The organism is Halorussus marinus, assembly GCF_004765795.1.
Classification (GTDB): domain Archaea; phylum Halobacteriota; class Halobacteria; order Halobacteriales; family Haladaptataceae; genus Halorussus; species Halorussus marinus.
Map to the genome: position 1 here is coordinate 381,907 of NZ_SBIV01000001.1, position 12,761 is coordinate 394,667.

At 68.5% G+C, this 12,761-nt stretch carries 10 protein-coding genes; 9 read left to right on the top strand and 1 reads right to left on the bottom strand.

Annotated features, from left to right (window positions below; genetic code table 11):
• Window positions 1–92 precede the first annotated feature (92 nt).
• The 8 genes from EPY72_RS02035 to EPY72_RS02070 all read left to right on the top strand — a co-directional run bounded on the left by EPY72_RS02035 (window position 93) and on the right by EPY72_RS02070 (window position 9,747).
• On the top strand, window positions 93–2,021 hold the full coding sequence (locus tag EPY72_RS02035) for a NosD domain-containing protein (RefSeq protein WP_135805403.1): 1,929 nt from the start codon (window positions 93–95) through the stop codon (window positions 2,019–2,021).
• Entirely contained in the window at window positions 2,018–2,809 is a 792-nt protein-coding gene (locus EPY72_RS02040; protein WP_135805404.1) for an ABC transporter ATP-binding protein, read from the top strand. Before EPY72_RS02035 ends, EPY72_RS02040 begins: the two co-directional genes overlap by 4 nt.
• A complete protein-coding gene (locus EPY72_RS02045; RefSeq protein WP_135805405.1) occupies window positions 2,806–3,618 on the top strand; it encodes an ABC transporter permease in 813 nt (270 codons plus the stop codon). The genes EPY72_RS02040 and EPY72_RS02045 overlap by 4 nt, the downstream gene beginning before the upstream one ends.
• Before the next feature lie 173 nt (window positions 3,619–3,791).
• Window positions 3,792–4,436, top strand: a complete 645-nt coding sequence (locus EPY72_RS02050) for a hypothetical protein (protein ID WP_134672578.1) — start codon at window positions 3,792–3,794, stop codon at window positions 4,434–4,436.
• Window positions 4,436–5,614, top strand: a complete 1,179-nt coding sequence (locus EPY72_RS02055) for an inorganic phosphate transporter (protein ID WP_135805406.1) — start codon at window positions 4,436–4,438, stop codon at window positions 5,612–5,614. Before EPY72_RS02050 ends, EPY72_RS02055 begins: the two co-directional genes overlap by 1 nt.
• Before the next feature lie 183 nt (window positions 5,615–5,797).
• The gene (locus EPY72_RS02060) at window positions 5,798–6,799 is read left to right on the top strand and encodes a GNAT family N-acetyltransferase (protein WP_394346140.1); all 1,002 of its coding nucleotides are present in this window, start codon (window positions 5,798–5,800) and stop codon (window positions 6,797–6,799) included.
• Between the two features lie 258 nt (window positions 6,800–7,057).
• On the top strand, window positions 7,058–8,668 hold the full coding sequence (locus EPY72_RS02065; protein WP_135805635.1) for an alkaline phosphatase family protein: 1,611 nt from the start codon (window positions 7,058–7,060) through the stop codon (window positions 8,666–8,668).
• A gap of 134 nt (window positions 8,669–8,802) precedes the next feature.
• Window positions 8,803–9,747 carry a glycoside hydrolase family 16 protein gene (locus EPY72_RS02070; RefSeq protein WP_134672581.1) on the top strand — a complete coding sequence of 315 codons (945 nt, stop codon included), beginning with the start codon at window positions 8,803–8,805 and terminating at the stop codon, window positions 9,745–9,747.
• A 49-nt stretch (window positions 9,748–9,796) separates the two neighbouring features.
• Here EPY72_RS02070 and EPY72_RS02075 read toward each other — a convergent pair whose 3' ends face one another.
• On the bottom strand, window positions 9,797–10,738 hold the full coding sequence (locus tag EPY72_RS02075) for a glycoside hydrolase family 16 protein (RefSeq protein WP_135805408.1): 942 nt from the start codon (window positions 10,736–10,738) through the stop codon (window positions 9,797–9,799).
• Between the two features lie 433 nt (window positions 10,739–11,171).
• Here EPY72_RS02075 and EPY72_RS02080 point away from each other — a divergent pair, with 433 nt between their 5' ends.
• The gene (locus tag EPY72_RS02080) at window positions 11,172–12,665 is read left to right on the top strand and encodes a glycoside hydrolase family 16 protein (RefSeq protein WP_135805409.1); all 1,494 of its coding nucleotides are present in this window, start codon (window positions 11,172–11,174) and stop codon (window positions 12,663–12,665) included.
• Window positions 12,666–12,761 lie beyond the last annotated feature (96 nt).

Below are 12,761 nucleotides of genomic sequence, written 5' to 3' on the forward strand. Positions count from 1 at the left end.
CGCCTACAGCGCGATGAAAGGACGTAAGAGTAGCCGTCGCGTACGGTCGGCCAACGAGCGGTCCGAACCATCCCGCCGGTCTCACAGTAGCGATGAATCCGAAACCCGTTCTCGCAGTGATCGCCGCCGTGTTGCTGGTGAGCAGTGGGTCGTTCGCGGTCGACGCCGGCGGCGACCGGCCCGACCCGGTCGCGTTCGAGGACACCATCACCACGGGCATGACGGCGGCCGCCACGGTACAGGCGGGCGAACGCGGCGTCGAGATCCCCCGGGCGCAGGTGTTTTACTCGCAGTATCGGTACGTCGTCGGTTACAACGGCGTCACCGCGCTGGTGGACGAACTCGGCCGAGAGGGCCACGACCGCCAGTTCGGGGTCCCGCTCACCGCGTACGTGAGCGACTACGCTACCGCAGAGCCGACACTCGACGATCGGGGGTTGCTCGGAGTCCCCGATAGCCCGTCGACGTACGTGGGGTGGGTCGCCGCCGAGGAGGCGTACTTCGTCGTCGGGAGCGAGGCGCGAACCCCCGCCGGCGAGACGGTCGTCCCGTTCTCCGAGCGGGGCGCCGCCGAATCGTTCGTCGCGTCCTACGGCGGCGAGATCCGGCGCTGGAGCGCGGTTCGGTCGATGTCGTTCGGTACCGGGCCGGCGACGAGCGCGGCGTTCGAACGCGACGTGACCGCCCACCACGAGTGGGCCGACCGGCGCGTCGCCGACGCCGCGGCGGCGCTCGACCGGCCGGTCTCGGTCGTCGTCGGCGACGACGCCCCGACGATCGCGGCGGCGCTCGAGGCGGCGCCGCCCAACACCACCGTCTTCGTCCCGCCGGGTCGCTACGACGCCAACGTCACGATCGACGAGCCGGTGACTCTCCGGGGCGCGGGCAACGCCACCCACCTCCGGGGCGGCGGCGAGGGGAGCGTCGTGACCGTCACCGCCGACCGCGGGGCGGTCGCGGACCTGCGCCTCTCGGGCGTCGGCGCCACCCACACGCCCGAAGACGTCACGACCGACCGGACCGGCGAGTGGGACTACCGCATCCAGCTCGGCTACGGCTACGGCGACGCGGGCGTCACGCTCGACTCGGCGAACGGGTCGATGGTCCGGAACGTCTCGATCGACACGCCCGCGAACGGCGTCGTCGCCCGGTGGAGCGACAACGCGGTCGTCGACGGCGTGCGGGTCAACGGCACCGAGGAGTGGTCAGAGGGCTTCATGGGCGTCATGGTGATGGACTCGCGGCTCGTCGTCCAGAACTCGACGTTCGTCGGCGGCCGGGACGGCGTCTACACCCACCTCGGAGACGGGACGGTCGTCCGGAACAACCGGATGGTTGGCGAGGACGGGATGCGGTACGGCGTCCACGAGATGTACACCTCCGACGCGCTGGTCGCCGACAACACCGTCACCGGTGCCAGCACGGGCGTGATCGTGATGACTCGGCCGACCGCTAACCTCGTCGTCGGCAACGTCGTCCGGGACAGCTACTCCGGGATCAACGTGGGCGGTCGAGCGTCCTACGTCGCCCGGAACACGGTCGTCGGCAACCACTACGGCCTCGAAGCGCCCTCGACCACGTCGATGTACGAGCAAAACACCGTGGTCGGCAACGACATCGGGTTCCGGGCCGCCTCGCTGATCCCGACCAACCGGGTCGCGGCGAACGACTTCGCGGACAACCGTCGGTCGGTCTCGGCGTCGCTCGGGCCGCTCCGAGTGTGGACCGTCGACGGGCGGGGCAACTACTGGGCGAACGCGCCCGGCGACGACGCCGACGGCGACGGCGTCCTCGACCGGTCGTTCCGCCCGACCGGCCCGGTCGACAGCCGGGTCGGCGACGTCGCCGGCGCGTCGACGCTGGCCGAATCGCCCGCGCTGAAGGCGCTTCGAGGCCTTCAGGGGCTCGTCCCCGGGCTCAGACCCACGGGCGTCGTCGACGAAGCGCCGCTGGCCCAACCGGTCGCTCCCGACCGCCTCGCCGCGGCCCGCGGGTCGAACCAGACTGGAGAAAACCGATGACAGACGCCACATCCACCCAGCGAGAGAGCGAGGAGTCGAGCGACCGAGCGACCGTCCTCGACGTCGAGGGGCTGAGCCACTCGTTCGGCGAGGTCGACGTGTTCTCGGACCTGTCGTTCTCGGTCGCGTCCGGGAGCGTGACGGCGCTCGTCGGCCCGAACGGGTCCGGAAAGACGACCCTGCTCCGGGCGGTTCTGGGCCTGACGCCGCCCGACGACGGTCGAGTCAGGCTGACCGCCGGCGACCGATCCGGTCGCGACGTGGGCTACCTCCCGCAGAACCCCGACTTCCGGTCGGCGTTCACGGTCGAGGAGACCCTGCAGTTCTACGCCGACCTGTTGGACCGCGAGGTCGACGTGTCGGCGATCGTCGATCGCGTCGGTCTCGGCGAGGCGTCCGACCGCCGAGTCGACGCCCTCTCGGGGGGGATGCGCCGACTCCTCGGCATCGGGCAGGCGATCCTCGGCGAGCCGTCGGTCGTCGTCTTAGACGAGCCGACCGGCGACCTCGACCCCCGGATGACCGAGTACATCTTCGAGGTGGCGCGCGACCTCGCCGACGACGGAATGGCGGTGGTGGTGGCGACCCACAACCTCGCCGGCGCCGAGACCGCCGACACCGTACTCCTGCTCGACCGCGGCGACGTGGTCGCGGACGGCTCGCCCGACGACTTCGCGGCCCGGACCGGGGCGGAGTCGTTTCGCGAGGCGTTCCTGTCGCTCACCGCCGCCGACGACGACCGGGACTCGCCCGCGATCAGCGCCAGCGCCGACGGGGGCCAGCGATGAACCGCCAGTCGATCGACCAGTTGTTCGCGGTCGCGGGCCGGGAGCTGACAACGGTGGCTCGGACCCGGGCGTTCCTCGCGCTCGCGGCCGGATTCGGCGCGATCGTGGGCGTCCTCGGGTGGACCGGCGAGGCGGTCGGATACGTCCCGCTGGTGCTCGACCTGCTGACGCCCGTCGAGGTGCTGGTGCCGGCGCTCGCGCTGGCGGTCGGCTACCGGGCGATCCTCGGCGACCGCGAGCGGGGCGAACTCGACGTGCTCCGAACGTATCCCGTCTCGCGGCCGACCTACGTCCTCGGGGTGTATCTGGGCCGGGCGTCGGCGCTGGTCGTCGCGGTGGCGGTCCCGCTGGTCGCGGTCGCCGCGCTCGTGCCCCTGTTCGGCGGCGTCGGGACGACCGTGATCGCGTCCCACGGCGCGGCGGACTCGCCCGTGCTGTATCTCCGGTTCGTCGTCCTCTCGGCGGCGTTCGCGCTGGTGCTCGCGGCGGCGGCGACCGCCATCTCGGCGGCCGCGACCACGACCCGGACCGGGCTCGTGCTGGCGGTCGCGCTCGGACTGGCGCTGGTGATCGGCCTCGACGCCGGGATCGTCGCGGGGCTCGCCGGAGGCGTCGTTCCCGACGAGGCGCTCGGCGCGGCGCTCTCACTCAGCCCGAACAGCGCGTTCCGCGGGCTCGTACTCTCGACGGTCGTCGGCGGGGTCGAGTCGAGCGCCCCCGTCTCGTCGGCCGCCGGCGTCGTCGGCCTGCTCGCGTGGCTCGCGGGGTCGCTCGCGATCGCCACGCTCACCGTCTGGTCCGAGTCGTAGCGTCGACACCGCGAATCCGCGAGCCATAGGGGCCGACGCGCCGAGACCCGCCGCGTTTGCCAAGGTATTTGAACCGAGAGCCACTCTGTAATAGTATCCGTGTATTCTCGCATATTTGGTAGGAAGCGGCTCGCTCACGCGATCGAACGGTCCCCAGAAGGTTCGGGTGAGCGATGAACCCGAGCCGGGTCGACTCGATCGTCGACCTCACCTACGGGCTGTTGATCGCGATCTCGGTCGGGCTGATCGTCGTGGCCGGCAACGCCGTGGGACTCGCGTTCGGGTTCGGCGTCCTCCTGTCGTACGTCATCCACGTCGTCTGGAAGATGGCCCGATTCGACCCCGACTGGATGACCACCGCGGTCAAAGAGACCGTCGAGGAGACGGTCGACGAGACGGTCGAAGAGAAGGTCGGCGAGACGGTGGAGAAGACCGTCGACGAGACGGTCGGCGACGCGGTCGAAGAACAGGTCGGCGAGACGGTCGAGGAGACCGTCGGCGAGACCGTGGAAGCGACGGTGGGCGAGACGGTCGAGGAGACCGTCGAAGAGACTGTCGGCGAGACCGTCGAGCAGAAAGTGGGTGAAACCGTCGAGCAGAAAGTCGGCGACGCGGTCGAAAAGCAGGTCGGCGAAACCGTCGAAGAGACTGTCGGCGAGACGGTCGAGGAGACTGTCGAAGAAACGGTCGAGGAGACGGTCACCGAAACGGTCGACGAAACCGTCGAGGAGACCGTCGAGAAGACCCTCGAAGAGCAACTGGGCGACGGAGACGACGCCGAGAACGCCGAAGACGACGCCACGGACGGAGACCGCTGATGGTCGAACTCCTGCTCGTCGTCGGCGTCCTCGTCTCGATGTTCGTGGCGTACAACATCGGCGGGTCGACGACGGGACCGGCGTTCGGCCCGGCGGTCGGCGCGGACGCGATCTCGAAGAGCGGGGCGGCCGCGCTGATGGGCGTGTTTTTCTTCATCGGCGCGTGGACTATCGGCCGCAACGTCGTGACGAAACTCGGGACCGAACTGGTGGTCGATCCGGCCGTGTTCACGCTCGAAGCGTCGATCACGGTGCTGTTTTTCATCGGGATCGCGCTCCTCGTGGGCAACGTCTTCGGGGTGCCGGCCTCGACGTCGATGACCGCGGTCGGCGCGATCGCGGGGCTGGGGCTGGCGGGCGGCGTCCTCGATCTGGCGGTCATGGGCGAGATCCTCGTCTGGTGGATCGTCTCGCCGATCATCGGCTTCTGGGTGTCGCTGATCATCGGCCGGTACTTCTACGCGCGGCTCAACCGTGCGGTCGCGATGGAGCGAAGCACCGGGCCGCTCCTCGAAGTCGACCGGTCGGGCGTCGTCCCGATTCCGCGGGTCCACCCGACCACGAACCGCCGGGAGCTGATCGGGACGATCACGGTCGTCGCGATCGGCTGTCTGATGGCGTTCAGCTCCGGCACCTCGAACATCGCCAACGCTGTCGCGCCGCTGGTCGGTAGCGGCGAGTTGGCGATGAACCCCGCGATCATCTTCGGCGGGGTCGCGGTCGCGATCGGCGCGTTCACGATCGCCCGCCGGACGCTGGAGACGATGGGAAGCGACATCACCGAACTGCCCCTGACCGCCGCGATCGTCGTCGCCGGGGTCAGCTCCACGCTCGTGGTGTTCCTCTCGGCGCTGGGGATCCCGGCGAGCTTCGTCGTCATCGCGACGATGTCGATCGTGGGACTCGGCTGGGGCCGGGCGACCCGTCCGGTCACGGTCTCGGAGGTCGTCGGCGACCAGCAGACCCCGCCGGTGACCGTCGACGCGCTGGCCGGCGACGAGCCGGGCGAGGAGCTACCGCCGATCGGCGAGGAGCCCACCGAGAGCGCCCCGAGCGGCGGGGACCTGTTCAAGCCCGCGACCACCGCGCGGGTCGTGTTGATGCAGAACATCGTCCCGGCGATCGCCACCGTCGGCGCGTATCTCACCTTCCGATTTCTCCCGGTGTTCGGGTTCTGAGCCGAGTCCTCTGACCGGCCCCGTCTCGTCCGGACGAACTGCCGTCTCGCTTCCGGTATCGGTAGCGCTGGCGGTACGTTCGGCGCGTCGGCGAATCGGGCGACGGGATGGTCTCGCTCCGGCGAGGCCGGCCAAATGTTTAAGAGACTGACGATAGTGGTACGCCTGACGGCTACTGTGTCGATGAACGTGAGAAGAGTCACACTCGGGGAGTGGGAGAATAGTCTGCCGGCGACCGGAACTGAAGTGTTTCACTCACCGGAGGTGCTTCGGGTCGTAGACGAGTACGCGACGGGGGAGCTACGGCTGTACGTCGGCTACCGCGGCGAACAGCCGGTCGGATTTCTCCCCGCGTTCGTCAGGGAACTGGCCGGCGTGCGGGCGGTGCTCTCGCCGATCCCGGGGTTCAGTCTCTCCCGGATGGGGCCGATCGTCGCGTCGAACAGCCCCAAACAGCGAAAGCGCGAGCGCGTCAACCGGACGTTCACCGAGCAACTGCTCGAAACGCTTCGCGAGGGGAGCCTGCTCACGCTGGTGGCGATGGTCTTCAGCACCGAGTACGTCGACCCCCGGCCGTACCTGCGCGACGGGTTCGACGTCGTCCCGCGATTTACCTACGCGCTGGACCTGCGCGAGACCGACGCCGAGTCGGTTCTCAAGGGGTTCACCCGCGACCTCCGGTCGGAGATACGCAAGCTCGAAGACACCGACCTCGACGTCGCTGTCGGCGGCGCCGCCGACGCGGTTCGGGTGTACGACGACTACTGCGAACGGTTCGCCGAGCAGGGCGCGGAGTTCCCCACGCCGCGGGCCTACACTCGCGAGATCGTGGCCGCGCTCGGCGACCGCGCCCGCGTCTACACCGCCGCGAGCCCCGACGGGTCGTTTCTGGGCGGCGTCTCGGTGCTTTACTCCGGAGAGACCGCCTACTTCTGGCAGGGCGGGATGCGCGCCGACTACGACGGGCTGAGCGTCAACAGCCTCCTCCACTGGCGGATCGTCGAGGACATACTCACGGACCCGGAGCTGGACTCGATCGAGCGCTACGACCTCGGTCGCGCCGCGGTCGAGCGCCTCGGCCGGTACAAGAGCAAGTTCAACCCCGAGCTGGTCCCGTACTACGAGGTCCGATCGAGCAAACTGCTGTGGGTCGCAAAGAAGCTCTACGAGTTCGTGACCTACTGATCGGTCGAGCGGCGACCGGGCTCGGTCGGACTCTCGGCGGCCCGGCGCTCGACGCCGCCCTGAGTTCACAGACAGCCGGTATCTTTTATTCTATTCGGGTAGTGGTCGTGTCGTGATGGACGCAGTTTCGAGCGGCGCCGCCCGGTCGGTGCCGCCCGTCCCGAGTCGAGTGAGTTCGGCCACCCCGGCGGGCGCGTGCGGGTCTGCCGGACGCGATCGCCGGCCGACGGAGGCCGTCGCGTGACCGCGACCACGTCGATGCGGACGCTACTCGTCGGGATCGACGCCGCGTGTTTCCCGGTGCTCGATCCGCTGTTCGAGGCCGGGGCGACACCGACGCTCGACCGACTGTTCGCGGACGGCGTCGCCGGCCGACTCGAATCCCAGATTCCGCCGTGGACCCCGAGCGCGTGGCCGTCGCTGTACACCGGGGTCAACCCCGGCAAGCACGGCGTGTTCGACTTCCTGACGTTCGACGGCTACGACTGGGACGTCGTCAACCACAGCCACGTCCGCGAACACGCCCTCTGGGAGGTGCTCGATCGACGGGGGCTGTCGAGCGTCGTCGTGAACGTCCCGGTGACCTACCCGCCCCGCGAGTTCGACGGCGCGCTCGTGCCGGGCTACACCGCCCCGGAGGACCCCGAGTGCCACCCGGCGGGGCTCCTCGAAGACGTGCGGGCGGCGATCGGCGGGTACAGCGTCTACGCGCCCGGGGAGCTCTCGGACCGCGACCGCGGGGAGACGATCGACGGCTACCGGGAGGCCGCCCGGATGCGGGGGGAAGCGTTCCGGTATCTCGCCGACCGGTTCGACCCCGAGTTCGGGTTCGTGGAGTTCCAGTACACCGACACCGTGTTTCACGAACTCCCCGAAGACGACGGGGCGATCCGGGCGGCGTACGCCGCGGTCGACGAACAGATCGACGCGATCCTCGAGGAGTGCGATCCGGACACCGTCGTGGTCGCCAGCGACCACGGCATCGGCGAGTACGACGGCTACGAGTTCCGCGTCAACGAGTTTCTCAGAAACCGGGGGTACGCCGAGACCACCCGGGGCGGCGGCTCGCTCCCCTCGTGGTCGTCGGTGGTGCGCAACAACCTCATGCGGGGCGAGGCCGACGCCGACCGAACGCCGTCCCCGCTCGAACGCGCGCTCGACCTCGCCGCTCGGGTCGGACTCACGAGCCAGCGCCTCGGCGCCGCCCTCGAAGCGGTCGGCCTCGACGACCTCGCGCTCGAATACGTGCCCGACGACGCGATTCGCGCCGGGACCGAGCGGGTGTCGTTCCCGGAGTCGGCGGCATACATGCGCTCGCGCATCGAGTGCGGAATCCGGCTCAACGTGGCGGGCCGCGAGCCCGAGGGCGTCGTCGCGCCCGAGGAGTACGACGCGGTCAGGGAGTCGCTGATCGAGGCGCTCCGCGAGGTCCGGACGCCCGACGGCGAGGCGGTGTTCGACGCCGTCTTGCCCCGCGAGGCGGTGTTCGACGGCCCGTACGTCGAGGACGCGGCCGACGTCGTGCTCGTGCCCGCCGACTACGACCACTACCTCTCGTCGCTGTTGCTCGGCGACGAGTTCGGCGAGCCGTGGCAGTCGCACAACCACAAGCGGTACGGAATCGTCGCGGCCGCCGGCGCCGGCGTCGACGCCTCGGCCGGCGTCGGCGACGCCCACCTCTTCGACGTCGCGCCCACGGTGCTCGCGACCCTCGGCGTTCCCGCGAGCGAGCGCATGGACGGGCGCCCGTTGCCGTTCGTCGAGCCGGTCGGCACGGAACGCTACTCCGACTTCGAGGGCGGCCCCGCCGCCGAGGCGGTCGACCGCGATGTCGAACGGCGACTCTCGGACATGGGGTATCTCGAGTGACAGGCGAGCTAAAACGTGTCGCGATCGCGACCGACGTACAAGATATCCGTCACGCAGACATATAGTAAATCGTGTGTAATATATGAATTCGGAGGATGCTTTGAAGTTCTAGCGGCGACTACACGCGGTCACTGATGCTTCCTGACGAGGAGACAAACCGGGAGGGAGGGGGTTCGCCATCTGTCGAGGGGTCGAGCGATTCGCACGAGGAGACCGATCGTTCCACCGAACGCGACTGTTCCGATTCCGACGACGTCCGCACCACCAGCCGTCGGTCGTACGTGAAACTGCTCGGCGGCGCCGTCGCCGTGACCGGACTGAGCGCCGGCCGAAACACCGCCACAGCGGTTCAGGAGGGCGGCCCGCCGAACCGCGCCGACAGGGTGATCGCGCTCGAAGACCGCTTCGAGGACGGGTCGCTCGACAGCGACACCTGGGAGACCGGCTGGGGGTGGGGGACCCGAACCCGGACGAGCCCGACCCGGATGGTGCCCGAGAACGTGACGGTGACCGACGGCCAGCTCAGGCTCGAAGCGAGCCACGAGGGCGGCAAGATCCTCTCAGGGTCGGTGAACACCAAGAACAAGGTGACCGTCGAGCCCGGCTCGTACTTCGAGGCGAAGATCAAGTTCCCCGACCGGGACGGATTTCTGCCGGCGTTCTGGGCCAAACCGAACGACGAGACCTGGCCGCCCGAGATCGACGTCGTCGAACTGTTCCAGAAGGGCGGCGGGCGCCCCGACACCCACTACTCTCACCACCACCTCCACTACTCGACTTCGACGAACCCCGGCGATAGGTCGACCTACGAGGGGATGGGCAAGTCCTACACGCCCGGCGACGACCTCACCCAGAACTTCCACGTCTACGGGGTCGACTGGCGGCGCGACCGGATCGTCCACTACGTCGACGGCGAGCCGGCGATGGTGACGACCGATCCGACGGTGCTGGACGCGATGGCGAAGGGCGCGCCGTTCTACCTGATGTGTACGCTCGAAGTCAACAAGATCGGAACCGCGCCGACCGACGAGGAGTGGGACGAACAGTTCGTCGTCGACTGGACGCGAGTCTGGGAGTGATCGGCTCGCGGCCAAACAGAAATAGAGCGGGTGTTCTGACCGAACGGGCCTACTGCTGCCAGACGCGCACCCACTCGGCGTCGAACGTCTCGCCCCACTGCTCGGAGCGGTCGGCCCGACCGAGCGAGCCGCTGAGGTCCCCGCCGACGTTGATGTCGAGGTTCAGCTTGAGGTAGAAGGGCGCGCCCTTCCGGAACGACTCGAGTATCGTGCTGTCGGTCCAGGTTTTGATCTCTTGGCCGTCGACGTAGTAGGTGATCCGGTCGTTTTGCCACTCGGCGGCGTAGACGTGGAAGTTCTGGGTGAGGTCGTCGCCGGGCTCGTGGAAGTGGCTGACCCGCTGGCTGGTCGAGTCGTCGCCGGGGGTCGTCGAGACCGAGTAGTGCATGAAGTGTCGGGACGTGTGGGTGTCGTCGCGACCGCTCCCGTCTTGGGCCAACTCGACGACGTCGAGTTCGGGCGGCCAGTCGTTGGTCGCGGGCTGGCCCCAGAACGCGGGGTGGAAACCGACCCGATCGGGAAATCGGAGCTTGGCTTCGACGTAACTGCCGGGACCGAACTCGACGTTGCCTCTGGTGTGGACCCCGCCGCTCAACACCGAATCGCCGTCGTGGGTGCCCCGGAGGCGGAGGCCGGTGCCGTCGACGCTCACGTTTTCGGGAACGATCGTGGCGTCGCTGGCGGTCGACTCGTCGCCCCATCCCCAGCCGACGCTCCAGGCCGATTCGTCGAGCGATTCCGCGTCGAACGTGTCTTCGAAGGCCGGCGACCACGAGTCGGGATTCGGCGGGCCGCCGTCGGTGTCTTGGGCGCCGAGGGCCGCCGTCGACCCGAGACCGATCGCGGCGAGACTTCCTCCGGACAGTCGGAGGAATCGCCGTCGGCTCGAACCGCGGTCGGCCTCGGCGTCGCTCGGGGGGCGCTGTTCGGACGGGGGCTGGTCGTCGCCGCGCTGCTGTGTCGCGTTAGGTAGGTTCTCTGACCGACGCATACGACTCGACTAACCACGGTCTTAGTTAAATTGATTTCGGGACATTGAATTAGTAGGCCGCAACTGCGATTCCCAAACCCTGCATTTCCGGATTTCAACCGCGCGTTGCGATCGTCGGACGAGCCCGCGCGGTCCCGGCTGATCGGTAACGTCCCGTTTCCTGACGGCAGGCGGCGAAGCGCGGCCGAGTTCCTTGCAATACGTTGACGAGCACCTAGACTCGGAGTAACGCGGGAGGCCGGGTTCGACGAACGACCGGTACCGGCGGTCTCCGGCCGGTAATGTGAGCTTACCGGACCGTTGTGCCGGGACGGAACGGTCAACGTTCCGTTTCCGATACCGCGCGGCCCCGGTAGCTTACACTTAAATCCTAGACCTGTCATTGAAGATTTCCGGAAGCTATATCAATGGCCGGTTAACCATTGAAAATTGCATGGCACGCGACGATACTGCACGCGAACGCTCCCCCGAAACGACCGCCCCCGACAACCGCGAGAACGACTCGAAGCTCCTCGGCCGCCGCGAGTACATGCGGCTGGCAGGCGCGAGCGTCGCCGCGCTCGGTCTCGGTGCCTCCTCGGCCACGGCCGACGAGGGCGGCCCCGAGAACTCCGACGACTGGGAACTGGCCTTCGAGGACCAGTTCGACGCCGGCTCGCTCGACACCGACAAGTGGAGCGTCGGCTTCGGCTGGGGTCGCACCACGAACTCCCCCGAGCGCATCGTCGACCGCAACGTCTGGGTCGAAAACGAGCGCCTCCACCTCAAGGTGACCCACGACGGCGGCTCGGGGTCGGTGTACGCGGGCGCCGTCAACACCAAGAACAAGGTCACGTACGGCCCGGGCACCTACTGGGAAGCCCGACTGCGTACCCCCGACCGCCACGGCCTCCTCCCGGCGTTCTGGGCGAAGTCCAACACCGAGCAGTGGCCCCCGGAGATCGACTTCTTCGAGATGCTCGGCAACGACCCCACCTCCTCGCACCACAACGTCCACTACGACAGCACGGGCGGGATGGGCGGCAACCACTCGGAGCTCAAGATGCACAATCCCGACCTCGGCTCGACGACCGACTTCCACGTCTACGGCTGTGCGTGGTACGACGACCGAGTCGAGATGTACGTCGACGGCCAGCTCGTGGGCACCCACGACGACCCGACCGCGATGGAGTCGCTGCGGACGGGCGCGCCGTTCTACATGATGCTCAACATCCACGTCGGCCGGACGGGCACCCCCGACTACAGCGAGTCGTGGGGCGACCAGATGGACGTCGACTGGGTCCGGGTCTGGGAGCAGTCCTCGAACGACGGTTCGAGCACGGACACCTCGTCGACCGACACCGAGGAGACGACCGATCTCCCGAACACGCTGAGCGTCAGCGGCGACGGCTCCGAGTCGGTCTCCTACAGTTTCAGCGTCACCGACACGATCGAGAAGAGCACGGCGCGAGACGGGAGCATCTCCCCCGAGGACACGATCGACAGCGGTGACGTCGAAGGTATCGTCGCCGGGGGAACCGACAGCTACGACTACGCGGGCCGGATCTCGTCGTTCAGCGTCGACGGGAGCGCGACGATCTACCGGAACGGCGACCGGGTCTCGGCGTCGTCGCTCGGGAGCACCTCGACTCAGACCACCGACGACGCCACCGCCGGGGACGCCGACTCCTCGCTCCCCAATCTGGTCGTCGTCGACGGCTCGAACGCACCCAACCGAGTCACCTCATACACGTTCGAGGTGGACGGCGACGTCGCCAAGGACCCCGAGCACGGATCGATCAACGCCTTCGACGACATTTCCGACGGCACGGTCTCCGGGCGAGTCGTCGGCGGCAAGGACGCCTACCGCTTTGCCGGCGAGATCACCCGGTTCGAGACCGACGGCGCGGCGTTCGTCTCGGTGCAGGACAGCGCCGACTCGAACTGAGGGTCCGGCTCGGGGGACCGGTCCCCGATCCCACGACGACGCCCTCCCGTCGTCCGAGTCCCCGTTTCGACTCCGCCCGCCCAAACTGTTTTGAGC